Source organism: Gillisia sp. Hel_I_86 (assembly GCF_007827275.1).
GTDB lineage: Bacteria > Bacteroidota > Bacteroidia > Flavobacteriales > Flavobacteriaceae > Gillisia.
In genome coordinates, this window is sequence record NZ_VISE01000001.1 from 171,265 (window position 1) to 196,430 (window position 25,166).

Annotated in this window: 24 protein-coding genes; 11 read left to right on the forward strand and 13 right to left on the reverse strand. The window is 37.7% G+C overall.

Annotation, left to right across the window (positions count from 1 at the left end):
• Positions 1-30 precede the first annotated feature (30 nt).
• From JM83_RS00770 to JM83_RS00785, 4 genes are all read right to left on the reverse strand, one after another.
• Positions 31-1,395, reverse strand: coding sequence for a PH domain-containing protein (locus tag JM83_RS00770; protein ID WP_186434928.1), 1,365 nt, complete (start codon positions 1,393-1,395; stop codon positions 31-33).
• Between the two features lie 133 nt (positions 1,396-1,528).
• Positions 1,529-2,044 (reverse strand): PH domain-containing protein, encoded by a 516-nt coding sequence (locus JM83_RS00775; RefSeq protein WP_186434929.1) that lies wholly within the window; start codon positions 2,042-2,044, stop codon positions 1,529-1,531.
• The gene (locus tag JM83_RS00780) at positions 2,044-2,883 is read right to left on the reverse strand and encodes a 1,4-dihydroxy-2-naphthoyl-CoA synthase (RefSeq protein ID WP_144958450.1); all 840 of its coding nucleotides are present in this window, start codon (positions 2,881-2,883) and stop codon (positions 2,044-2,046) included. Before JM83_RS00780 ends, JM83_RS00775 begins: the two co-directional genes overlap by 1 nt.
• Positions 2,884-3,262: 379 nt before the next feature.
• Complete coding sequence (locus tag JM83_RS00785) at positions 3,263-3,670, reverse strand: DUF2059 domain-containing protein (RefSeq protein WP_144958452.1); 408 nt, start codon at positions 3,668-3,670, stop codon at positions 3,263-3,265.
• A gap of 139 nt (positions 3,671-3,809) precedes the next feature.
• On the opposite strand from JM83_RS00785, the gene JM83_RS00790 reads away from it, so the two are divergent.
• Positions 3,810-4,289 (forward strand): hypothetical protein, encoded by a 480-nt coding sequence (locus JM83_RS00790; protein WP_144958454.1) that lies wholly within the window; start codon positions 3,810-3,812, stop codon positions 4,287-4,289.
• A gap of 179 nt (positions 4,290-4,468) precedes the next feature.
• Here JM83_RS00790 and JM83_RS00795 read toward each other — a convergent pair whose 3' ends face one another.
• From JM83_RS00795 to JM83_RS00815, 5 genes are all read right to left on the reverse strand, one after another.
• Positions 4,469-5,305: a S1 RNA-binding domain-containing protein gene (locus JM83_RS00795; protein ID WP_144958456.1), complete on the reverse strand. Its 837-nt coding sequence runs from the start codon at positions 5,303-5,305 to the stop codon at positions 4,469-4,471.
• A gap of 104 nt (positions 5,306-5,409) precedes the next feature.
• Positions 5,410-5,751, reverse strand: coding sequence for a DUF2853 family protein (locus JM83_RS00800; RefSeq protein ID WP_144958458.1), 342 nt, complete (start codon positions 5,749-5,751; stop codon positions 5,410-5,412).
• Positions 5,752-5,818: 67 nt separating this feature from the next.
• Positions 5,819-7,552: a 2-succinyl-5-enolpyruvyl-6-hydroxy-3-cyclohexene-1-carboxylic-acid synthase gene (gene menD, locus JM83_RS00805; RefSeq protein ID WP_144958460.1), complete on the reverse strand. Its 1,734-nt coding sequence runs from the start codon at positions 7,550-7,552 to the stop codon at positions 5,819-5,821.
• Between the two features lie 111 nt (positions 7,553-7,663).
• Complete coding sequence (locus JM83_RS00810; RefSeq protein WP_144958462.1) at positions 7,664-8,800, reverse strand: chorismate-binding protein; 1,137 nt, start codon at positions 8,798-8,800, stop codon at positions 7,664-7,666.
• Complete coding sequence (locus tag JM83_RS00815) at positions 8,800-9,183, reverse strand: PaaI family thioesterase (protein WP_144958464.1); 384 nt, start codon at positions 9,181-9,183, stop codon at positions 8,800-8,802. Before JM83_RS00815 ends, JM83_RS00810 begins: the two co-directional genes overlap by 1 nt.
• 80 nt (positions 9,184-9,263) lie before the next feature.
• On the opposite strand from JM83_RS00815, the gene JM83_RS00820 reads away from it, so the two are divergent.
• Both JM83_RS00820 and JM83_RS00825 read left to right on the forward strand, forming a co-directional pair.
• Positions 9,264-9,902, forward strand: a complete 639-nt coding sequence (locus JM83_RS00820; protein ID WP_144958466.1) for an alpha/beta hydrolase — start codon at positions 9,264-9,266, stop codon at positions 9,900-9,902.
• A 23-nt stretch (positions 9,903-9,925) separates the two neighbouring features.
• Positions 9,926-11,206, forward strand: coding sequence for an Nramp family divalent metal transporter (locus JM83_RS00825; protein ID WP_144958468.1), 1,281 nt, complete (start codon positions 9,926-9,928; stop codon positions 11,204-11,206).
• A gap of 452 nt (positions 11,207-11,658) precedes the next feature.
• Here the strand turns inward: JM83_RS00825 and dnaK are convergent, their stop codons facing one another.
• Positions 11,659-13,575: a molecular chaperone DnaK gene (gene dnaK, locus JM83_RS00830; protein ID WP_144958470.1), complete on the reverse strand. Its 1,917-nt coding sequence runs from the start codon at positions 13,573-13,575 to the stop codon at positions 11,659-11,661.
• A 313-nt stretch (positions 13,576-13,888) separates the two neighbouring features.
• Between dnaK and JM83_RS00835 the strand changes: the two genes are divergently transcribed.
• Together JM83_RS00835 and JM83_RS00840 are read left to right on the forward strand one after the other, a co-directional pair.
• Entirely contained in the window at positions 13,889-15,322 is a 1,434-nt protein-coding gene (locus JM83_RS00835) for an L-serine ammonia-lyase (RefSeq protein WP_144958472.1), read from the forward strand.
• Between the two features lie 122 nt (positions 15,323-15,444).
• The gene (locus tag JM83_RS00840) at positions 15,445-16,065 is read left to right on the forward strand and encodes a type II CAAX prenyl endopeptidase Rce1 family protein (RefSeq protein WP_144958474.1); all 621 of its coding nucleotides are present in this window, start codon (positions 15,445-15,447) and stop codon (positions 16,063-16,065) included.
• 13 nt (positions 16,066-16,078) lie between these two features.
• On the opposite strand, the gene JM83_RS00845 is transcribed toward JM83_RS00840, so the two are convergent.
• Positions 16,079-16,543: a nuclear transport factor 2 family protein gene (locus JM83_RS00845; RefSeq protein ID WP_144958476.1), complete on the reverse strand. Its 465-nt coding sequence runs from the start codon at positions 16,541-16,543 to the stop codon at positions 16,079-16,081.
• Between the two features lie 63 nt (positions 16,544-16,606).
• Here JM83_RS00845 and panB point away from each other — a divergent pair, with 63 nt between their 5' ends.
• From panB to JM83_RS00860, 3 genes are all read left to right on the forward strand, one after another.
• Positions 16,607-17,425 (forward strand): 3-methyl-2-oxobutanoate hydroxymethyltransferase, encoded by an 819-nt coding sequence (gene panB / locus JM83_RS00850; RefSeq protein WP_144958478.1) that lies wholly within the window; start codon positions 16,607-16,609, stop codon positions 17,423-17,425.
• Between the two features lie 297 nt (positions 17,426-17,722).
• A complete protein-coding gene (locus JM83_RS00855) occupies positions 17,723-18,430 on the forward strand; it encodes an RluA family pseudouridine synthase (protein WP_144958480.1) in 708 nt (235 codons plus the stop codon).
• A 43-nt stretch (positions 18,431-18,473) separates the two neighbouring features.
• Positions 18,474-19,322 carry a neutral zinc metallopeptidase gene (locus JM83_RS00860; protein WP_144958482.1) on the forward strand — a complete coding sequence of 283 codons (849 nt, stop codon included), beginning with the start codon at positions 18,474-18,476 and terminating at the stop codon, positions 19,320-19,322.
• An 11-nt stretch (positions 19,323-19,333) separates the two neighbouring features.
• Here JM83_RS00860 and JM83_RS00865 read toward each other — a convergent pair whose 3' ends face one another.
• Both JM83_RS00865 and JM83_RS00870 read right to left on the reverse strand, forming a co-directional pair.
• On the reverse strand, positions 19,334-20,221 hold the full coding sequence (locus tag JM83_RS00865; RefSeq protein ID WP_144958484.1) for a DMT family transporter: 888 nt from the start codon (positions 20,219-20,221) through the stop codon (positions 19,334-19,336).
• Between the two features lie 51 nt (positions 20,222-20,272).
• Positions 20,273-21,817 carry a hypothetical protein gene (locus JM83_RS00870; RefSeq protein ID WP_144958486.1) on the reverse strand — a complete coding sequence of 515 codons (1,545 nt, stop codon included), beginning with the start codon at positions 21,815-21,817 and terminating at the stop codon, positions 20,273-20,275.
• A gap of 147 nt (positions 21,818-21,964) precedes the next feature.
• Here JM83_RS00870 and JM83_RS00875 point away from each other — a divergent pair, with 147 nt between their 5' ends.
• Genes JM83_RS00875 through leuD form a run of 3 tightly spaced genes read left to right on the forward strand, consistent with a single transcriptional unit; the run spans position 21,965 to position 25,113 of the window.
• On the forward strand, positions 21,965-23,137 hold the full coding sequence (locus JM83_RS00875) for a 2-isopropylmalate synthase (RefSeq protein ID WP_144958488.1): 1,173 nt from the start codon (positions 21,965-21,967) through the stop codon (positions 23,135-23,137).
• Positions 23,137-24,519, forward strand: a complete 1,383-nt coding sequence (leuC, locus tag JM83_RS00880) for a 3-isopropylmalate dehydratase large subunit (RefSeq protein WP_144958490.1) — start codon at positions 23,137-23,139, stop codon at positions 24,517-24,519. Before JM83_RS00875 ends, leuC begins: the two co-directional genes overlap by 1 nt.
• Positions 24,520-25,113, forward strand: coding sequence for a 3-isopropylmalate dehydratase small subunit (gene leuD / locus JM83_RS00885; protein WP_144958492.1), 594 nt, complete (start codon positions 24,520-24,522; stop codon positions 25,111-25,113).
• Positions 25,114-25,166 lie beyond the last annotated feature (53 nt).

The following is a 25,166-nucleotide window of genomic DNA, read 5'->3' on the forward strand; positions in this document are numbered from 1 at the left end:
ATCCATTTATTTTGCGAACTCACACCAAACCTACATCCAACTTCGAGAATTAGATTCAATATTATAAAACATATAATTTATATATGGGAGGAAATTCTTGCTTACCGCTCTAAATGGAATATCTCCGCCCGCTGTATGAAAAATGACATTTAATAGGTTTCTTCTTTCATACCATAAAGGCTGCGAGATACTTATTGATTGAATTTTATAAATCTCAAACCGTTCTTCTGTTTTGTTCCAGACACCGTACTTTTTATAAACAAATTCATCAGAAACTATCAATTTCAGGGACCTGTACATTAAAATCTGCCAAATTACAGCGAGTACGGTATATAGCCCCACCAATATAAGCCAAATTGTAAAAGATATAGCATTCACATAGGGGACTACAAAATAACTGGCCAAGGCAGGAACCATCACAATAATCAACCGTCTCACCAATAAAACCTTATCTGGAGAAAAGGTCTTTCGAAAACCCTTGGACTGGTTTGTATACAGGAATGAGCTCACCTTTGCGACTAATACCTTATCCAGACCAGGAATTTTAATTTTACTTTTCTGAAGGTCATTCTCACTGTTTGCTAGAGAAATACGTACTTCGTATAAATTCAGCCATTTTTGTACAGGGTTTGTGATCACCTTAAATAATTGCACGCGTGTTGGCTTTAAAGAAACTTTCGTATTGGTATTTAAGCCCATTTCCACTTCCAGGCTATCTTTTGTTTGGGTCAATTTTAAGTTGAAATATTTTATAAACACTTCGGCAACGGTTATTAAAATACTCAATAGCAGAACAATAAACACAATGAGCATAAAGATGTAAACCGATTCCATAGGTCCAGGCACTTCATTTAAATATTCCTGTATGGTTTGCGAATATTCTTCAGATACTGTTCTTGCTTCATTATAAATAGTCGAGAAAAAAGCGGCCATCAATACCAGTCCTCGAAGATAATTGGTGCTTATCCCTATTTTCAATAAGGTTAAAAAACTCAATTTATGAGTCCAATCTTGATTTTTAGATGACTTTTCGGTAATTTCCAGATCGGTGATCTTCTCTGAATATTTATTCCTTACCTCAATCAGAATAGCCAAAAGTTGGTTTGCTTCTTCATTGGAAATAGCCTTAATACCAATTTCCTCTTTTTTGCTTCCCGCTGTTTCAATCACAAAACTGCTAACATTCAGAAGACGTTGTAGAAGGGAACGTTTACTATATACCTGCTGAATCCTATCAAAAGGGATCGCAATATCTTCTTTATTGAATACCCCTTTTTGAAGTACAAATTCCTGATTTTTATAATTTATATAAAAAAGGAACCTCTGGTAATAAACAAAGCTGTAAACAAGAACAAGAACTGATATAACCACCATACCCAATACAATGTAAACCATGGTTGACGTACTAGGCCCGGTGAATAAAAAATATACGATAATGGCCCAAAATCCTTTTAATAAATTAAAAATCCTGGTGAGAAAAATTAGAAGTATTCCAATTTTCGATTGCCTTTGAGGTACTGCAAATAAATTAGAATTCATTTGTGGTAAGCTTTACGGCCAAAGCCTCTTTTAACTTTAATGCGAGATCTGGGGCCAATCCGGGAATTACAATATCGCTACCGCTGCCGCCCGCCGTAAAAATTTTAAGGGTAGAGATCTTTAGCATCTTATCAAGTACATCCCGGGAAATAGAGGCGTGCTGAATCCTGTTAAAGGGAACTACCGTAGTTTTATTTATGAGATAGCCCCTTCTGTACAAAATGTCCTTTTCCCTAAGGGCAAATCCATATTTCTTCTGTAGCCGGGAAATGTTCCAAAATTGGAAACCAAAGTATAACACGATCCCGATAAGAAGTATAATTAATTGAAGCTGGCTTATTTCGAAATAAAACAAAATCCCCCAACCAATTATCGCCGCACATAAAAACAAAAGGTTTTTAAGATTGGATTTTATGAGATAATTCTTTGAGATTGGTTGAAAATCTACTTCTTCATACTGAGGCAATGAAGCAATATCAATTGGTTGATTGGTGAAATTTTCCATTACGGAAGCCATTTTTTTTCAAAATTCGGTTTGCGTTTTTCTAGAAACGCGTCCCTTCCTTCTTTTGCTTCCTCTGTCATATATGCCAGTCTGGTTGCTTCTCCTGCAAAAACTTGTTGCCCTACCATTCCGTCATCGGTAAGGTTCATGGCAAATTTCAACATTTTAATAGACGTTGGGGATTTTGCCAATATTTCCTCTGCCCACTCATAAGCAGTAATTTCCAGATCGGCATGTGGGATTACCGCATTCACCATCCCCATTTCAAAGGCTTCTTGAGCCGAATAATTCCTCCCTAAAAAGAAGATTTCCCTTGCTCGCTTCTGCCCTACCATTTTTGCCAAATAAGCCGAGCCATAGCCTCCGTCGAAACTCGTCACATCTGCATCGGTTTGTTTAAAAATGGCATGTTCTTTACTGGCCAAAGTCATATCGCACACCACATGTAAGCTATGCCCTCCTCCTACTGCCCAACCAGGCACTACTGCGATCACTACTTTTGGCATAAACCTTATTAAACGTTGCACCTCAAGGATATTCAACCTGTGCATCCCATCTTCCCCCACGTAACCTTGATGGCCTCTAGCCTTTTGATCCCCCCCACTACAAAACGAATACACTCCATCCTTAGAGGAAGGTCCTTCTGCAGAAAGTAAAACCACTCCTATAGAAGTATCTTCTTGTGCATTGTAAAATGCATCGTAAAGTTCACTGGTGGTTTTAGGCCTAAACGCATTGCGTATATCTGGTCTATTAAAAGCTATTCTGGCTACACCGTTGGCTTTTTTATAAGTGATGTCTTCGTATATTTTAGCAGGCTTCCATTCTATCTTGCTCATCTTTCTAATTTTTTATAAAAATAGAGTTTTTGTAAAACTGTACATAATATATAGACAAAGAAGAATTAGTTATTATCTTCGGAAAGCTTTCAGAACAGGTTGTAGATTTCTTTTATTTGTCATCCCGACATAAGGAAGGATCTCTAATTAAATTAATCCTGTTTTACAGGGATTCTTCAGTCCACTACGTTACCTTCAAAATGACATTTTTTTATCTTCATCCAATTCCGAATCGTCACCCTGAACTTGTTTCAGGGTCTATTATTCTGGGGCAACTTAGAAAATACGTCAATGGTAACTCGCTTCAGGACCCTAACAATTTAATAAAAAAAAAGCCTGAGATGGATTTCTCAGGCTTTTAAGGAATATTATTTGATTCTTATTTCGAATATTTAGCCATTAAAGGTTGGAGTTTCATACCCCACATTTGACCAATTTGCATGGATTTTTCAGTAATTACAGGTAATTCAACAGTCATTTTTTTTCCAACGGGAGTTGCATAAAAATCTAGGATCTGATCCAATTCTGCTTCTGTAAAGCTTTCCATATAAACTACCGCTAATTGATCGAAAAGATTTGTCATGCTTTCTTCTACATCCTTTTTAAAGGCAGCCCTGTTTTCTTCGGCAACCATCCCTACAAGAGGTTTTAGCATTACATCGAAAGTAGCACCAGAATTGATTTCAATCAATTGAACTGCTTTTGCTTTGTAAGCGGCATCGGCTTCTTGAGAAAATCCCGTGAATCCAATAAATAAAAAGAATACTGCGTAAAATGTGTTTTTCATAATTATTGCTTTTTTTAAAAATTGCTTAAAAATAATGCTATTTGTGGGATGGCGAAATTTTTCAGTTTAAAAAAACAAGAAATCTATGCGAAACCAATCAATTGCACAATTCTTGATATATTTAATTCAAATGATCAAAATGAAGTTTTTCGGTTTTCTTTTTCTAGTGCTTTTTATTTCCACTTATGGAATGGCCCAGGAAATTCCTGCAATTGAGGAATCAGCAGATTTTATCGTACAGCGTGTAGAAATTAGACCTTCTTTATCTACGCTTGCTCCAGAGAATCCGTATGTTGGGAAATTTAAAATTAGAACCGTGGATTTTGATGTTAAAGACCAGCCAATTCAGATCAATCTTTCAGAAATTATGAGAGAAGAGGAAAGAATGCGTGCCAACAGGTATGTAGAACTTGCACCTCCCATTTACTTAACAAAAGAAAAGGGTTCGGTAAGCTTCTCTTTAAATCCGAGGGATACTGATGCCAGGTACTTTAACCAAAATTTTAATCCTTCTTTGCCAAGAACAGGGACGAGAAATACGGTTTATAAAGATGCTTCAGAAACTACCGGCTCTATTTATTATTCCAGCTATTCCCCTTTTTACAGAAGATACCACTAAGAACTTTTGAATCAAGGATACGGGGAAAGCCTACGAGGTAACAGAATCAGGAATGCTGAACAACAAGGGCCAAGAAACTAGACCTTTGTCTTGGCTCTTGGTTCTAGCCTCTTGTTATTTAAATGTCGTGATTATCTTGATGCTATACCCGAGGCAGCGACGCGTGAAAACTCTAAAAATTAATCGTTCTTAAGGTAGATTCCATCCTCTTTTATCTCTATCATCCTTTGTTTGTAAAGGGTTCCCACGGCTCTTTTGAAACTCTTTTTGCTCATTTGCAAAACACGCTGAATCTCGGTGGGATCAGATTTATCTGTAAGTTTTAAATGCCCGCCTTTTAGGGATATTTCATTTAAAATACTCTGCGCATTTGGCTCGATACTTCTATAACCCGGGCGTTGCAAGGTAACATCCAACTTCCCATCTGGCCTCGTCTTTTTGATCCAAGCCTTCATACGGTCGCCAGGGTTAAGCTCCTGAAAAATATCATCTTTATAGATAAGTCCTTGGTGCAATTCATTCACAATTACATTCACTCCAAGATCTGTTGGATTAACTATGATAATATCCACTTCTTCAAATGGCTCTACGGTAATTTCAGAATTATCCATAAAAGCGTTGGTTTTGCTGGAAGCTACCAATCTATCGGTCTCTTCATCTAAATAACAAAACACTAGATACCAGCTATCCTTACGCATTTTTGAAGCCATCTCCCTATAAGGAACAAAGAGGTGCTTTTCTAGGCCCCAATCCAAAAATGCCCCAATATCAGATACTTCCACACACTTTAAATAGGCAAACTCATCAAGTTTAACATAGGGCCGCAGTGTTGTTGCCACCGGACGTTCAGAATGGTCCAAATAAACAAATACGTCTATCTCGTCTCCTATATTAAAACTTTCCGGTTTGTATTTATTTGGTAATAATACCTCATAATCACCAGAGCCGGTAAGGAATAAGCCTGGTTCGGTATCACGATCTATTATTAATGTATGGTATTGTCCTAGTGTAAGCATAACTTTATTTTAAAATGCAAAGATACTTTATATTTTATGGGTTTTGTTAAAAACAAAAAAGAGACTGCAAAGCAATCTCTTTTATATAATTGAATGGTTTTTATTTATCTAAAAACACTCTCTTTTTTGAAATGTTTAGTTAACATATAATAAACCACTGCTCTATATTTATTTCTATTGGATTTGCCATATTTTTCCATTACAGAATTTAAGCCGTCTTCTGTTTTTGCATCATCTTTTAAACCTAATTTCTTAATTAGAAAGTTTTTCTTTACAGTTTCCAATTCGGAAGAACTCGATCCCGAAACAGTTTCGGCATCCTTGTTAAAAATACTAGGCCCACAAGCTTTAGTAACTGCACTTAATAAAGTTTCATCGGCACTGGTTCCAAATTTGTCTTTAATATCCTTGGAATATTTGGCTACTTTTTCTTCTGTTTTGGTCATTGGTAAGTTATTTTAGGTTATATGAGCCTCAATTTACAAGATTTTATTTTATAAATGAACTTTAGGTTCAAGATTTTATAAAATCAAAATATTCCAATAGGATCTCGTCATTTAGCTTTCTAGGAGTAAAAATTTCCAAAAGTTTCGGTTTTTCTGAAGGTTTAAAGAATTTCTTCAGCTCAGCAGTCATTTGATTTGAATCCTGAGCCATAGCATACTCAAAACTGTACATCTCACATAAAGACTTCGCATTTAAATCGTGTACGGTTTCAAAGTAGGTGTCAAAATTATCGGTATTCTTATTCCCGGGAAGTATTCTAAAAATTCCACCTCCGGAATTATTAATGACAATGATCCTGAAATTGGAAGGGATATAATTGTTCCACAAGGCATTGCTATCATATATAAAGCTCAGGTCCCCACAAATAAGTATGGTGGGTTGTTTTTTTACCAAAGCGGCACCCACAGCTGTCGAAACACTTCCGTCAATTCCACTTGTCCCGCGGTTGCAAAATATAGATTGCGAGGCATCCCAATTAAATAGTTGTGCATACCTCACCGTCGAGCTATTTCCCAGTTGAACATTATAATCCTTTGGAATTAAAGGAACGATGGATTGTACGGCCTTAAAATCTGAATAAGGAATCTGACTCACATAAAGGTCATGGCGCTTTTTACGTTGTTCATTTATAGTTTTCCAATGACTCGCATAATCACTGTTTACTGAAATGGTTGCGGGTAAAAATTTCTGAAAGAAGGAATTTACCGAAGTCTCAAAATGCTTGTTTAAACAGAAAAAGGTGTTATATGCCTTTTTTGGATCTATATGCCAATGCTGCTTGGGTTGATAATTCCGAAGAAAAGATTTGATCTTTTTGGAAACGATCATCCCTCCAAAAGTCAGTAAAATATCGGGTTGTAAAGCTTTAAATTGTTGTGCCGCATCTTCCGATTTTTCTATGGGACCAATCAAGGTATCAATTCGGGTAAAGAACTCTGGATGATGAATATTGGAAGTGGTTTCGGTAAAAATAATCACGGTAGGATCTTCAGCTAAAAGATCCAGATATTGTTGTTCTACATTGTTTGGCGGCATCACCCCTACAATGACCATTTTTCGTTTTGCCGAATTCCAAAGCTCTAGATAGGGTTTCAAGGCTTCTTTAGAATATTCCCTTAAACTAAGGTCTGGCAAAATTTCAACAGGATCTGTGATCTCACTTTCCTCTAAAGCGTAAAGGGGTTCGTAAAATGGCACATTTATATGAACAGGACCATTGTTCTCTAGTGCACTGTTCAATGCCAAATTGATCTCACGCTCATTATGGCGTCGACTTTCGAATTGTTTTTGAAGCAGTTTTTTGTCCAGCACTTCTTTTTCCAAAACCAGTTCTGAATATAAATTAGCGGAATATAGAATATGGTTCCCAAAAACATTCTTTTGCCTAATTGTTTGCCCATCCCCAATATCGATGCGTTCTATGGGCCTGTCTGCAGAAATCACCACCAATGGAATATCGCTATAATAAGCTTCAGCAATTGCAGGATAATAATTAAGCAAGGCAGAGCCAGAAGTACATATAACGGCAACCGGTTGCTTTATCTGCTGTGCAATTCCCAAAGCAAAAAATGCGGCGCAGCGTTCATCTACAATACTGTAAGCTTTAATTTCTGGGTGATTTGTGAAGCCGATAGTTAAAGGTGCATTTCGTGAGCCTGGCGAGATCACCACATGCTTGATATTCTTCGCTGCACAAAGGGCAACAATAGATTGGGCAACCGGTATTTTGGAGTATTTCACGATATTTATTTAAATAAATTAGATCGGGAAAATCAAATAAAAATTTCCCCTGCCGATCTTATTGATTTCAAAATTACAATTTTTAGCGACTATTCTTCCATAGCCTATATTTTATAAAGCAGCCTTCATGGTCCGGGACTTATTTACAGTTTCTTCCCATTCTGCGGTTGTATCAGAATCTTTTGTTATTCCACCTCCTACATAAATTGCAACTTCTCCCTCATTATATTTCATACAGCGTAAATTCACGAAAACCGAAGAATCCTTTCTTATACTGGAATATACCTGATTTTCCTGATTGCGGGTCCTATTGCTTCGTTTGATCTCGGTGGTCATATTTAATGGGCCCAAATATCCTGTATAAAATTCCCGGTCGTATTTTTCGTGCTCGAGAATGAAGTCGTAAGCCTCTTTTTTTGGCAATCCACAAATTGCCGGGGTGGGATGCAATGCCCTTATAATAGCACCTGTTTCTGAAGTGCCGTTTTTGATAGTTCCAGAAATATCAGTCCGTAAATGCAATAAACTCCCAGCTTCACTTGTGTAAGTTTCGGAAATTTTCAGTTGGTCTCCGGTATATCCCAAGGCCTTTAAATTGAAAAGGATAGAGTCGGTTACAATTTGTTGTTCCACTATTTCTTTATTGGTCCACCCATTTTCTTTGAAATTCTGAAGCTTTCTAGTACCCGCAAGTGCCATCGTGCTAAACTTGGTTCGCTCGGTTTTTAATAAGGTTTCAGGAGTTGCGCCCAGCCATATTCCCGTTTCCGGATGATTCCAGATATAAACAAAGGCATTGGGATATAATAAAAGTAAATTTTGAAAAATTTCTATAGCCGAGCTTTTCACTTTTTGAAATTCCTTCCTTGACAGCACCACTTTTTTAAGATCGCTTTCTTTGATTGCCTTTGCCCCAGCCTCGACTAAATTTATATGATTTGACTTTGCTCTTGGATCTTCATCCCCTTCAGAAATACCATCTTTTGCATTCATTCCAAAATCAGATCCTGCAAAATGCGCTAAAAAAGTTTTCGTTGATTCCTTTTCAGGAATAAAAAGTGGGTTTTCTATGCTCTTAAATGGAGCAAATACAAATCCGCTTTCCGAAAAATCCTTGATTCTAAAGGAATTCTTTGTTGTTTGGGATAAAAGGTGTACAGACTCTTTTCCCGGGAGCCTGTAACCTACTGTTGGATTGCCAGCGGCTAGATGATCCCTTAATAAGTTGAAAAAATCTTCGGAGCTCATCAGCTTTTTTTAGGCAATGAAATGGTGGTTAATTTTACCAAAGAGATCAAATTATCTTCCTCATCTGTGATCTTAATGTCCCAAAGTTGGGTTGTCCTTCCTTTGTGAATGGCAGAAGCCTTTGCAAAAACAAATCCTTCGCGAATGCTTTTTACATGGTTCGCAGAGATCTCGATCCCTCGAATAATACATTCCGAAGAATTATTAAGCAGCAGGGAAGCCATGCTCCCAATTGTTTCAGCCAAGGCTACTGTAGCCCCTCCATGCAAAACTCCATCGGGTTGATGTACTTTGGGGGTTACCGGCATTTTTCCAAGCACATACTCGTCTGTAATCTCCACAATTTCGATATCCAAGGTTTCCATCAAGGTATTCTTGAACATTTGTTTACACTTTTCGAGTAATTGCTCGTTCTGCATATGAATTAGATTGTTTACTTTGTAAAAATACAAAACCAAAAAGGATGAATCCAACCGAAAAACAGGTTTCTTATAAAATCACAAATACCTACGCCACCCTAAATGAACGGACTTCAAAAACGAAAAATGTTTGGGTGGTTTTCCATGGAATAGGATATCTTTCTACATACTTTCTGAAATATTTTAAAGGATTAAATCCTGAAGAAAATTATATCGTCGCTCCCCAGGCTGCTTCCAAGTATTATCTAAATGGAAAATACACGCATGTAGGCGCTTCTTGGTTTACCAAAGAAAAAACCCAGCAGGAAGTAGAAAATGCACTGAATTATTTGGATGAAGTGGTTAAGGCAGAAGATCTAGATACTGCGACAAACCTTATAGTTTTAGGGTATTCACAAGGGGTTTCTGTTGTTACCCGTTGGATTTCCAGAAGAAAAATTCAATGTTCTCAACTCATCCTCTGTTCCGGTGGTCTTCCTAAAGAATTAGAATCCCAAGATTTTCAGTATATGGAGGAAACTAAGGTTAGTATGATATATGGGAAAAATGACCCCTATATGGATGATGAGCGACTGAAAAATGAGAAAATTCATGCCACGAAATTATTCCCAAATAACCTGTCTGTTATCCCATTTGAGGGGGTTCATGAAATGAAACCTTCTATAATTGAATCTTTAGTTTAGATTGACAGCTATAATCTTGTTGAATGAAAATAAAGACTGCTAATACGAAACAATCAAAAAGTTCTTTTTTAAAAAGTCTTGGCCCCGGATTTTTATTAGCCGGGGCAGCCATTGGAGTTTCCCATTTGGTACAGTCTACCAGAGCCGGGGCCGATTATGGATTTATCCTTATTTGGGTTTTGGTAATCGCTTGCGCTACAAAATACCCTTTTCTGGAATTTGGTCCCCGATATGCCGCCGCAACTGGAAATCATTTAATTACCGGCTACAAAAAACTGGGGGTTTTCCCCTATTGGATCTTTATTGTTATTACCATAGGAACCATGTTTATTATTCAGGCAGCAGTTACGATCGTGACCGCTGGTTTAGCCGAACGGCTTTTTAACTTTGGTTGGTCTCCCTTTCTTTGGAGTTTTATAATTCTTGTATGCTGTATTGCACTTTTAATCATTGGAAAATATCCTGGATTGGATAAAAGCATGAAGATCATTGTCACTTTTTTAACCTTAGCAACCTTGGGCGCTGTAGTTATGGCTTTTGGAGCCGGAACAACAGAAAAGGCACTCAGCACCCCACATCCTTCTTTATGGACCACTGCAAGTCTCGGGTTTATAATTGCTTTTATGGGCTGGATGCCAATTCCTATAGATGCCTCGGTCTGGCACTCCATTTGGACCAAAGAAAAATCTAAACAAACCAATCATAAATCAAGTATTAAAGAAGCCTTTACAGATTTTAATATCGGATATCTTTCGGCATCCTTTATAGGGTTGTTATTTCTAATTCTTGGAGCTTTGGTCATGTTTGGAAGTGGTACTTCCTTTTCTTCAAATTCAGTAGAATTTTCCTCGCAATTGGTAGAACTCTATGGTAAAACTTTAGGCTTTTGGAGTACGCCAATAATATCAATCGCAGCATTTATAACACTGCTAAGCACTACCCTTACCGTAACAGATGCTTTCCCTAGAGTGATTTCAGAATTATTAAATCCGGAAACTAATAAGGTTCAAAATGAAAAGAAAAAATGGAAGGATTATAAAATTGGAATCTTTGTGATACCTCTACTCTCCTTGTGTATTTTATTCTTTCTTTCCGGCTCTTTCATATTTCTGATAGATTTCGCTACCGGACTTTCGTTTTTATCGGCGCCATTTCTGGCGTATTTCAATTATAAATTGGTTACAGGGAATCATTTAAAAAAGGAAGATCAACCCACAAAAGCATATAGGATCTTTAGTTTGATCTGTCTTGGGCTACTCTCTGTTTTTACACTCGTTTATCTCTATTATATTTTGTTTTTGTAATATTTAAGAGATAACTTTTTTAAATTCATCCCATCCCCAGCCCTTCCCAGTGGGAAAGGAGCAACAATGTTTTAAAGTCCTCCCCTTGGGGGAGGATTTAGGAGGGGACGAGCGCATGAATTATTTAAACTCATCCCATCCCCAGCCCTTCCCTAGGGGAAGGGGGCTAACAATGTTTTAAAGTCCTCCCCCTCGGGGAGGATTTAGAAGAGGATGAGCGCATGAATTATTTAAACTCATCCCATCCCCAGCCCTTCCCTAGGGGAAGGGAGCTAACAATGTTTTAAAGTCCTCCCCCTCGGGGAGGATTTAGAAGAGGATGAGCGTTATCCATATTTACACTCTAAAAGATTGTTTTTAACTAGAGGGTTTAGTTAAAGCCAAAAAAAGATCCCGATTTTCATCGGGATCTTTTAGTACGACCTTACAATAAAAGCCTATTATGTAGATGCTTATTTTACTTCTTCGAAGTCTACATCTTCAACATCATCTGCCTGCTTTGCATCGTCTGCTCCACCTGCATCTGCTCCCGGAGCTCCGTTTGCACTTGGTGCGCCTTGAGCGTCCGCTTGCGCCTTGTACATTTCTTCTGAAGCTGTTTTCCATGCTTCGTTCAATTTGTCCAATGCTGGAGCAATAGTTTCAATTTCCTGGGTTTCGTAAGCTTTCTTCAATTCTTCCAAAGCATCTTCAACTGGTTTTTTCTTATCCTCAGATATTTTATCACCAAATTCTTTCAATTGCTTTTCAGTTTGGAAGATCATTCCATCAGCCTCGTTCAACTTGTCTACTTTCTCTTTCGTCTTTTTATCAGACTCAGCATTTGCTTCAGCATCTTGCTTCATTTTTTGGATCTCCTCTTCAGTTAATCCAGAAGAAGCTTCAATTCTAATATCCTGAGTTTTGTTGGTAGCTTTATCTGTAGCACTTACTTTAATAATACCATTCGCATCAATATCAAAAGTCACTTCAATTTGCGGAGTTCCTCTTTGTGCTGGTGGAATTCCATCTAAATGGAACCTACCAATGGTTTTATTATCTGTTGCCATAGGACGTTCTCCTTGCAACACATGGATCTCAACCGATGGTTGATTATCTGATGCTGTAGAGAATACCTGGGATTTCTTTGTAGGAATCGTTGTGTTGGACTCGATTAACTTGGTCATAACACCACCCATGGTTTCGATACCAAGGGAGAGAGGCGTAACATCCAGTAACAATACATCTTTTACATCTCCTGTTAATACCCCACCTTGAATAGCTGCTCCAATTGCAACAACCTCATCTGGATTCACTCCTTTTGAAGGCTTCTTTTTAAAGAATGCTTCAACTTCTTCCTGAATTTTAGGAATACGAGTAGAACCACCTACTAAAATAACTTCATCTATATCACTTATGGAAAGACCCGCATCACTTAATGCCTTTTTCACGGGATCCATAGAACGTTTTACCAACTCATGCGCTAATTGCTCAAATTTAGATCTTGTTAAAGTCTCTACCAAGTGTTTTGGCCCACTTGCAGTAGCCGTAACATATGGTAAGTTGATCTCTGTTTGTGTAGAAGAAGATAATTCGATCTTCGCTTTTTCAGCAGCTTCTTTTAAACGTTGTAAAGCCATAGGATCTTTTCTAAGATCGATGTCTTCTGCCTTTTTAAAAGAGTCTGCAAGGAAATCTATGATTACCTGGTCAAAATCATCCCCACCTAGGTGCGTATCACCATTTGTAGACAATACTTCAAATACACCATCTCCCAATTCTAGGATAGAGATATCAAAGGTACCCCCACCAAGGTCATAAACAGCGATCTTTTGATCAACGGATTTTTTGTCCAATCCGTAAGCCAATGCCGCAGCAGTAGGCTCGTTTATAATTCTTCTTACTTTAAGTCCTGCGATCTCACCAGCTTCTTTCGTTGCATGACGTTGAGAATCGTTAAAATATGCAGGAACAGTAATAACCGCTTCAGTTACCTCATGTCCAAGATAATCTTCAGCCGTTTTTTTCATTTTTTGCAAGATCATTGCAGATAATTCTTGTGGAGTATACATTCTCCCGTCGATATCCACTCGTGCAGTATCGTTATCTCCTTTGATCACTTTATAAGGAACCCTTCCTGCTTCCTTAGAAGATTCAGAATATTTGTTCCCCATAAATCTCTTTATAGAAGATATGGTCTTAGTTGGGTTTGTAACAGCCTGACGTTTTGCAGGATCTCCCACTTTGATCTCACCACCTTCTACAAATGCAATTACAGAAGGAGTTGTTCTTTTCCCCTCGGCATTAGGGATTACCACAGGCTCGCTACCTTCCATTACAGATACACAGGAGTTAGTAGTACCTAAGTCAATTCCAATTATTTTACTCATAACAGTATACGTGTTTAAATTTTATTATTTCAGTTTCACAAACACAAATAGTCAATGATTATGCCAGCGGTCGAGTTCTGACAGGTTGTCATAAATATTGTTTTTATTGGCATTCCTCCTTCATTGCGCCTCTAACAAGCGCAATGAATGCGTCGGGCTTTCCGCTTAATCTTTTAATTTCAAAAAAATTAAAAGGATATCGCTGCAATCCCTAATGCGAAAACAAATCACAAATAATTCTTAATAACAAAATTGCAAAAATGAAATCTGAGAGTATCAAATCCTTATTTTTGTCCTTAAATTTTGGATTAGAATGCGAAAAATAGAATGTATTAGTGTTTTTGATATGTTGAAGGTTGGAGTTGGGCCGTCCAGTTCTCACACTTTAGGTCCCTGGCGAGCAGCGCAAAGATGGATCCAAGAACTCAAGGACAAAAAATGTTTTGAAGAAGTAGAAGCCGTCCATATAGATCTTTATGGTTCGCTTTCCCTTACCGGGAAAGGACATGCCACAGATCTTGCCGTTATGTTGGGCCTAGCGGGATTCGATCCTGTAAGAATGGAAATAGATCAAATAGATCCTGAAATTTTCAATATTAAAACCACTAAATCCATCATTTTAAATGGAGAGAATGCCATCCATTTTGATCCGGAAACCCAAATAAAATTCAATAGAAATTTTCTCCCATTCCATCCTAACGGAATTACTTTTAGAGCTACCTTAAGAAATGGCAAAAAAACCTCCTCCTCCTACTATTCTATCGGTGGCGGGTTTGTTGTAAAAGAGGAGCGCAAGAATGCCTCGAAAAAAATGCAAAGCTTTCAGGAATTTCCGTTTCCAATAGAAAAGGCAACAGAACTTTTGATTTATTGCAATGCAGAGAACAAAAGCATTTCAGAAATCGTGATGGAAAATGAAAAATCCTTACGCTCTCCTGAAGAAATCCAAAACGGATTAAAAGAGATTTGGGATGTTATGCTAGAGTCTATGTATATTGGTTGTCATACAGAAGGCACCTTACCCGGCGGACTCAATGTGCACCGTCGCGCCTTCGATATGAACAAAAAATTACTTGGAGAAGCCTCCTACAATTCCCCACAAGAATGGCTGGAAACCATTAGACATACGGAAGTTAAATTTAGACAGATCCTAAAATGGGTAAGCTGTTTTGCTTTAAGCGTGAACGAGGTAAATGCGTCATTGGGAAGAGTGGTCACCGCTCCAACCAACGGAAGTGCCGGAACTGTTCCTGCCGTGCTCATGTATTATATGGTCATAGAGAATCACCAAGCTACTTTTGAAGAAGTAAAACGATTTATGTTGGTTGCTGGGGAAATAGGAAGTTTATTTAAAAAAGGAGCCACCATCTCTGCTGCTATGGGTGGCTGCCAAGCAGAAATTGGGGTTTCATCGGCCATGGCGGCCGGAGCTCTTACAGAACTTATGGGCGGAACGCCAGCCCAAGTTCTAATGGCAAGTGAAATTGCAATGGAGCACCACCTTGGTCTTACCTGCGATCCAATTGGCGGATTGGTACAAATTCCTTGCATAGAACGCAATGCAATGGGCGCAATAAAAGCCATAAATGCTGCAGAAATTGCGATGGATAGTGATGCATCAAAAGCAAAGGTGCCATTGGACAAGGTAATAGAAACTATGTGGGATACTGCAAAGGACATGAATTCCAAATACAAGGAAACTTCAGAAGGGGGTCTGGCAGTAAAAGTGAATATGAGTGATTGCTGATTTTAAAAGCAACTCCTGGCAAATTAACCTAACATTAAATTCTATTAGCTCCTACTATATTGTTTAAACCAAACCATATCACACTATTTAAAATTAAAAACCTATTTCGGAATTATGGCTGGATGCTGGTTTCCTATTTTGTGTTTTTTGCATTATTAGGAATTCTTCAAGTTTTATTTCCAAATCTAAATTTTCTAAAATATCAGCAATCCGAACTCAATTCCTTATTGTCTGAAAACCCATGGAAATTTGCATTGATGGCAGTGGTTATAGCTCCGGTTTTGGAGGAAGGGATGTTCCGCACGCTAATTAAACCCTCTACAAGCGAATTCATATTTTTCCTTTGCAGCTGGATCCTCGTGGGTGTTGCCATTTTTATACCAGTAGATGTACATTGGGCATTAAAATTTGGCTTTCTACTGCTCTTCATCACGTTGATCTACTTTTTTCTGAAAGAATTAATCCCTAAATCGTTTCAATATAAAGCATGTAGTTTTTTAAACAGGAATTATATAAGTGTTTGGATCATCACCGCGGTTATTTTTGGATTGGTGCATATCTCCAATTATGTAGATGGGTTTCAAATAGATTTTTTATTGTTGTTAATGATCGTGCCCAGGATTATAGCCGGGTTTTACTTTGGGAAAGTTAAGATCGAAAACAAACACATGGTGTGGCCAATTGCGATGCATGCCATGAACAATGCAACCGTCCTATTATTTCTTATCCCTAGCATGGTATAGATTTGGCCCTTTTTTATTCAGGAATACATCCTTCTTTGGTTCGAGTATCTATTAGATAGACGATCTTCCAAAAGCCTTTTTCTTTAAATAGCTGAAAAGTATTTACGCCACAATGACTTAATTCCCCATTCACGAAAAATGAATAAGGGGTAGACACATTTGCCATTGGACCATCTACTTGAATTTTAAAGGAGTGGATTTTCTCTTCAAATTTTGTGGTTTTGGGAATTGCAGAAATAGCTTTCAAAAAGCTTCCAAACTCTTCTATTATCAATTTAGGCTCGGCATCTTTTTTCACACTTATGGACTGCATCTGGATCTCTGGATGCACCATGGACCTAAGTGCTGTAGTATCTTGTTTATGAAAAGCTGTAAAAAAATCCTCTATAAGTGTCTTGGCAGCAACTTCATCAATTGTCTGCTGTCCATAGCCTATGGATCCAATGAAAAATAGCAATATGCTTAAATAGCGCCTCATGATTCTAAGTTTTGAATGTGGTACACTAATTTACTACTTTTACCCATCTAAAAAAATGAACTAATGTCAGTTGCCAAGAAACAGTATAAAAGGATTACCACCAAGTCGTTGGTTGAAATGAAAGCCAATGGGGAAAAGATCGCAATGCTCACCGCATACGACTATACCATGGCTCAAATTGTGGATGGTGCGGGGATAGATGTGATTTTGGTGGGCGATTCTGCCAGTAATGTAATGGCGGGTCACGAGACCACACTTCCTATTACCTTGGATCAGATGATCTATCATGCCGCCAGTGTGGTGAGGGGAATCGAGCGTTCTTTGGTAGTGGTAGACCTTCCGTTTGGAAGTTACCAGAGTGATCCCAAAGAGGCACTTAGATCTGCCATTAGAATTATGAAGGAAAGTGGGGGACATGCTGTAAAGATGGAAGGTGGAAAAGAAATCAAAGAATCCATAAAACGGATTTTAAATGCGGGAATCCCTGTAATGGGACATTTAGGACTTACCCCACAATCTATATATAAATTTGGAACCTATACGGTACGTGCAAAAGAAGAACAAGAAGCCGAAAAGTTAAAAGAGGATGCATTATTGTTGGAAAAATTAGGCTGTTTTGCGATGGTGCTGGAAAAAGTACCCGCCAAACTTGCTAAAGAAGTGGCAGAAAGTGTGAGCATTCCAATTATTGGAATTGGTGCGGGAAATGGGGTAGATGGCCAAGTATTGGTAACCCATGATATGTTGGGAATGAATCATCAATTCAATCCTAGGTTTTTAAGGCGTTATGCAGATATGCATGGAGAAATGACCAAAGCCTTTGAAAGTTATAAAAACGATGTAAAAAGCAAAAGTTTCCCAACAGACGAGGAGCAATATTAAAACCTATTTTAGGCTGAATTTATTTATGGGGATTCATAAATCTATTTAAGCAGTCACCTAAATCGGAAAAATTATTTTGATTGTCCATAAAGTATCATAAACTAATAAAGGACGTCATTCTGTCCCGAAGCTTCGGGAGTGTCGGAATCTCATAACGCCGTAAATCCATACAATAAATTAAGACCCTGAAATAAATTCAGGGTGACGAGATAACTATTATGACAAAAAACGGATATACATAAAAAATTTTATACTCAATCCGGAAAACAATCAGTAGTAAACCCTAATTATCCTATTTTGAATTCAGAAAAGATTATTTCCAACAAGCAGAACCTTCAGGTTTTATATGAGGACAATCATTTAATTGTTGTTAATAAAAGACCGGGAGATATTGTTCAAGGTGATAAAACAGGCGATACGCCACTTAGTGAAGTTGTAAAAGAATATATAAAGGATAAATACAACAAGCCTGGAAATGTATATTTGGGAGTAGTCCATCGCTTGGATAGGCCAACCAGCGGGATTGTGGTCTTTGCCAGAACGTCTAAAGCTTTGCCTAGGTTAAATCAGTTTTTTAAGGATAGGGATGCAAAGAAAACCTATTGGGCTCTTGTAAAAAACAGGCCTCCAAAGGAAGAAGGTTCCCTTACCCATTATTTAAAGAGAAATCCAAAACAGAATAAATCTTACGCTCATATAAAAGAAGTGCCAGAGAGCAAAAAAGCAATCTTGGATTATAAAATCATTCAGAAATTAGATAACTATCTTCTTTTGGAAATAGACTTACATACAGGAAGGCACCATCAAATAAGAAGTCAATTATCTGCGATTGGTTGCCCAATTAAGGGTGACCTTAAATATGGTTTTGACAGGAGCAATAAGGACGCAAGTATTTCCCTGCATGCCCGTAAATTATCATTTAAACATCCCGTAAAAGATTTGGAATTAAATTTAATAGCACCCACTCCCAATGATCCAATTTGGGCTGCGGTTGAAATTTTATAAATAGCTTAACTTTATAAATGGTATTTTTAAACAAAAAAAATCCATGAAATGGAAAGGCAATAGAAAAAGTGGCAATTTTGAGGATCGTCGAGGAAAATCCACAGGGGGAAAAGTAGCTATAGGTGGGGGAATTATAGGGATTATTTTTCTAGCTATTCAACTCTTTTCTGGTGGTGATATTTCTGAAACACTTCAGCAATTGGAAACTCAAGCCCCTATGTCTTCTTCTGGAGCTAGGGAATTAACTGCGGAAGAAATTGAATTAGGGGAGTTTACCGAAAGTATCCTCGTTTATACAGAGGACACTTGGAATAAGATATTTTCTGAAAATAACATGAATTACCAAGAGCCTGGGTTGGTGTTGTTTACAAATGCGGTTCAAACAGCTTGTGGTGGGGCTTCTGCGGCATCGGGACCTTTTTATTGTCCTGCAGATCAGAAAGTATATATGGATCTTTCTTTCTTCGAAGAATTGAGAACCCGTTTTGGTGCTCAGGGAGGTGACTTCGCTATTGCCTATGTAATTGCTCATGAAGTTGGGCATCACGTACAAACCATTTTGGGAACTTCCGGGAAAGTAAGGCAATTGCAACAAGGTAAAAGTCAGGCGGCAGCGAATGAGCTATCGGTCGCATTGGAATTGCAAGCCGATTTTTACGCAGGCCTGTGGGCGTATCATAATAAAGAATATTTAGAGGAAGGTGATATTCAAGAAGCTTTAAGTGCCGCGAGCGCTGTGGGCGATGATGCTATCCAGAAAAAAACCCAAGGAAGGGTTGTACCAGATGCTTTTACGCATGGAACATCCAAGCAACGAATGGACTGGTTTATGAGGGGTTACAACTCTGGAGATATAAGACAAGGTGATACTTTTAAAGGGCGACTTAATTAACCGCAATACAATTAATCGATCCCTTCCACGGCTGCTTTTTTGCGAAGGGACCTCATACTTTCAATAATAACTGCACCAATTATTAGCGTCCCTCCTATTATTGTTTTTAGCGAGGGATATTCAGCAAGGAATATGATCCCCAAAATTATAGCATAGAGGGGTTGCGCACTGCTCATGATACTTGCTGCTGTTGCAGAAAAATTCCGTAGACTTATCAGGAACAAGGTGTGGCCTATACAGGTTGTTACAATGGCAAGGGTCAATAATGGAGCCCATTGCAATACTACGTCATCAAAATTACTGAAAAATAAAACTGGTGAAAGCACAACAGTTACTACTGCTATTTGATACATCATTAATACTGAACCATGATATTTTTCAATTTCCTGTTTCATTAAGATATTTCTTAGCGCATAGAAAATTCCAGATAAAATTCCTAGCAATACAGCAACGGTATAGTTATTTTGAAAGCTGATTTCTGGCACCAAAAAATAAATTCCACATAAGACTAAGAGTCCTAAGGCCAAATGACTTTTACTGAATTTTGTTTTTAAAAGCAATGGTTCCAAAAATGCAGTAACTACGGGATAGGTAAAAAGTGAAAGGATCCCTATAGCCACATTCGAATATCGTAGGGCGAAAAAGTAAGCTACCCAATGTCCTGTCATTAATAACCCGCTCAACGCAATTTTTAATAGATCTCTGCCCGTCGAAATTCTTAGGTCCAATTTTTTCCATCTGCAAAAAATATAAAATAGAATTACTGCCAGGAGGGTTCTATAAAATATAGTTACAAATGGGTTTAAAGTAATATACCTTCCCAAAACCCCTGACGTGCTAATAAAAAGCACTGCAAGGTTTAGTTCCAGAATCTTAGGGAATTGTAAGTTTTTAGCCAAATTTTAAAATAATTGGTAAAAATGCAGATTTTAGGGGAACTTTCTTCAATTTTAACGGGGTCGCATTGCAATTTTTTCTTTAATGACTTCTGCAACGGGCCTGTTTTCAATTTTACTTTCCAGCCACGATAGAATATCCAAATATAAAAAAGCCCTTCTTTCATATGGATGGTTTTCATATTGTTTTAAAGTAGTATGAAGTTTCCTAAATTCCTCTTTAATATTTAATGGAGAAACATCTGGTAATTTTCTTAAAAATTTAATCATCTCTTTCTGTACTTCATGCATATCGTTCATGCGAATTAAAAATTTATACGTAGAACGAATCAATCTTTCCAAATGATAGTCCAGTCCAGCTTCATAATGGGCTACAAGGTTAAGGATTCTTGAAAAACACATTAAATCTTCCCGCATTTTCAAAGATGTATTATTAATGATTTTTTTTAAAAATTCAATACATTTTTTATTTTCCCCATTCCCAAAATACAAGCTGGCTATTTTATAATAAAACACCATGATATGATGCCCATCCAACCTATCCTCATATTTATGTATTCTCTTCTGAATTTTTTCTACCAATAATTCTCCCCCCCAAAAATCCCCTTTCATAAACCTTAAATTCAATTTATTTGAATAGATATATAAAAAGGAAAGAGCGGCATTATTGTCATCATCCGGAATTTTGGAATCTTTAACCGTAACCTCCAGGTCCAAAAGAACTTTCTCAAATATTTCCACATGGTTTAGAAAGAACAACGATTCCAATAAATAATGGTTCCCTTTTAAATAGGAGACCGGGTGTAAGGATACCATGTGTGGATTTTCATTGAACAAGTCTATCCATTTTAACGAATAACGGTAGCTGGATAAAAAATTCTGGGTTAAAAAACTGTACCACAAAAACGCTTTGTAGAGCAAGAGTTTTTCCCTAAAACCCATTTCCTTAAAATTATATTTCGGCATGTTTTTCTGAAAATTCTCCCTGATAGCAGTGGTTTCCTCTTCAGTACGTGCATAGCCCATTTTTAATAAGATACCATATAATTGTAGCGAAAGATTGGACAACCTGCTTGCCAAGACATTTAACCTACTAAGTTGCTTGGTTTGTTTTATTAAACTCTCCGCTCGGTTCTGAATACTACGGGTAATATATTGGGATTCAATTATTTTTTCCCATTCCAGGATTTCGTAGGCTACATTTTTTTCTTCATTATAAAGAGCAATCGACTTTACTTTATCAAGCAATTTTAAACTCTGATTATATAAGCCCTTTCTATATAAAATCAGGGCAAAATCCAGTTGCTCCCTAATTTGTATAGGGATACTTTGATGAGCGGGATTCAATCGAAGACTTACAAGGATTTGTTTATACAGGTGGGCTTTAACATTCGATAATTGTTGTTTACTAATGTTGGTATGCTCAAGGATCAACTTCTCGTTATATTGAGATTGCTTTGCCATTACCTTAAATAAATTAAGGAATTTACTGTCTGTATTCACACCTATTCTACCCACATATAAAGAAAATTGTCTTTTTTCGGAAGAGGAAAGGGATTTTATAAGGGTAAAAAGATTATCTGTTAGGTCGTTGGTCATTGTAACGATTATGTTTGCAACATGTTGATTATCAGCAATATTAACTTCACTATTCTAAATCAATTATCGTAATTACTCGGTGTTTTAATCTATCCTGTGAAGATGAACCTGCTACTTTAGTTAAAGATAAAGTAAAATAAATCTGTTATGAGCACAGAAAAGGTAGAAATTTTTGACACAACATTACGAGATGGGGAACAAGTACCTGGCTGTAAATTAAATACAGCTCAAAAATTAAAGATTGCCGCACGACTGGATGAAATGGGAGTGGATGTGATTGAAGCAGGTTTTCCGGTTTCCAGTCCGGGGGATTTTAAATCGGTTACCGAAATATCCAAACTGGTTAGAAATGCTGCCGTTTGTGGACTTACACGTGCTGTAAAAAATGATATCGAAGTTGCTGCCGAAGCTTTAAAATATGCCAGATACCCGAGAATCCATACAGGAATAGGGACTTCAGATTCTCATATAAAACATAAGTTCAATTCCACACGAGAGAAGATTATTGAAAGAGCCATCATGGCTGTTTCTTATGCCAAAACTTTTGTAGAAGATGTGGAATTCTATGCCGAAGATGCCGGGAGAACAGATAATGAATTTCTTGCAAAAGTATGCACCGCTGCTGTTAAAGCCGGAGCTACAGTTTTGAATATTCCGGATACTACCGGTTACTGCCTTCCGGAAGAGTATGGTCAAAAAATGAAATATTTAAAAGAAAATGTAACTGGAATCCATAAGGTAAGACTTTCCTGCCACTGCCATAACGACTTGGGGATGGCTACTGCAAATGCTATTGCAGGCGTAGTTAACGGTGCCAGACAGATTGAGTGTACCATTAACGGAATTGGCGAACGCGCAGGAAACACAGCCTTGGAGGAAGTCGTCATGATCTTAAAACAACATCCGGGCTTGAATCTAACTACCAATATCAATTCAAAATTACTTTATGGTACCAGTAGAATGGTTTCTCAGGAAATGGGAATGATAGTACAACCAAACAAGGCAATTATAGGAGCAAATGCCTTTGCCCACAGCTCCGGAATTCACCAGGATGGGATGATAAAGAATAAGGAAACCTACGAAATTATAGATCCTGCAGACGTAGGGGTCACAGAATCGGCAATCATACTTACTGCGAGAAGCGGAAGGGCCGCTTTGGCATATAGGGCAAAGAAAATGGGTTACGAATTAACCAAACTTCAATTGGACACCGTCTACAATGAGTTTTTAAATTTTGCCGACCAAAGGAAAGAAGTCGTCGATAATGACATTCATGTCATTATGGATTTATCCAGAAAAAGAAACAGAGCTATTGCCTAATGAAAAAAACACTTTTTGATAAAATCTGGGATGCGCACGTGGTAGAATCCATATCCGCAGGCCCGGATATTTTATATATAGACAAACATCTTATCCATGAGGTCACCAGTCCTCAGGCATTTAACGAATTAAAAGAAAGGGGTATCTCTATTTTGAGGCCTAAGCAAATTGTTGCCACAGCCGATCATAATACCCCCACTGAAAATCAGCATTTACCAATAAAGGATCTGCTGTCTAGAAAACAACTCAAACAACTTACTGAAAACTGCGAAGATAATAATATCACACTTTACGGCTTAGGTCATCCTTATAACGGGATAGTACATGTAATGGCACCAGAATTGGGGATTACACAGCCCGGGATGACCCTTGTTTGTGGAGATAGCCATACCTCTACTCATGGAGCATTTGGGACCATTGCCTTTGGTATTGGAACCAGTCAAGTTTCACAAGTTTTTGCGAGCCAATGCCTATTAGTGGATAAACCAAAGAAACTCAGGGTAAACGTGAATGGAAAATTACGCGAAGGAGTGCTTCCCAAAGACGTCATTTTATATATTATCAGCAAATTGGGAACTAATTCGGGGACAGGATATTTCTGTGAGTATGCAGGAAATCTATTTGAGGAAATGTCTATGGAAGGCAGGATGACAGTGTGTAATATGAGCATTGAAATGGGAGCCCGCGGAGGGCTGATAGCTCCAGATGAAACTACTTTCAACTACCTAGAAGGTCGGGAATTTGCTCCTAAAGGGGTAGATTTTGAAATGATGAAAGTCTACTGGAGAACTTTAAAAACCGATGAAGGAGCAAAATTTGACCAAGAATATTTTCTAGATGCCCTAGATATAGAACCTATGATCACCTATGGCACAAATCCCGGAATGGGGATTAAACTAAGTGATCCAATCCCTCTAAATACAGGGAAAAGTGATGAAAAAGCACTGGAATATATGGGTTTTAAAGAAGGAGAAACCTTAATTGACAAACCTATTAATTATATCTTTATTGGTAGTTGCACCAATTCCAGAATTGAAGATTTTCGCACTGCAGCAAACTATATTAAAGGAAAGCAAAAAGCAACCAACGTAAATGCACTTATAGTTCCCGGTTCAAGGCAAGTAGCCGAACAGATAAAGGCGGAAGGCTTACAACGAATTTTTGAAGAAGCCGGTTTCTCCTTGCGCCAACCGGGATGCTCTGCTTGCCTTGCGATGAACGACGATAAGATTCCTGCTGGGGAATATTGTGTTTCCACAAGTAACCGGAATTTTGAAGGCAGGCAAGGCCAAGGTTCCAGAACGCTATTAGCCAGCCCTCTTACGGCTGCTGCTACGGCAATTGCAGGGAAAATCACCAATTTCACTCAAAATTTAAACTAAATGGAAAAATTTATAAGTCTTACAGACACTGCCGTTCCATTAGAGATTGAAAATATAGATACCGATCAGATAATCCCTGCCAGGTTTTTAAAGGCTACAGATAAGGAAGGATTTGGAGCAAATTTATTTCAAGATTGGAGATTTGACAAAGCCGGAAATCCTAATCCTCAATTTAATTTAAACAACAAAAAATATAAGGGCTCCATCTTGGTTGCAGGAAATAATTTCGGATGTGGATCCAGTAGGGAACACGCTGCATGGGCTTTAAAAGCTTATGGTTTTAAGGTGATCGTTTCCAGCTATTTTGCAGATATTTTTAAAGGAAATTCTTTGAACAATGGATTGCTCCCCCTGCAAGTAAGTCCCTATTTTCTCAAAAAATTGTTCAAAGCGATTTATTTAAACCCTTCAGAAGAAATTCAAGTAGATCTGGAGAATCAGCTCATAAAAATAACAAGCACTGCAGAATCCGAGAAATTTGAAATAGATTCATATAAGAAAAATTGCCTAATAAATGGCTTTGATGATATTGACTTTCTAGTGAGCAGAAAAGAAGCCATTCAAAAGTTTGAAGAAAAAACATTCCAATTCTAAAAATCTTAGCGAGACCATAGAATATGGTTAACAGAGAAAATAAAAAAGTATTA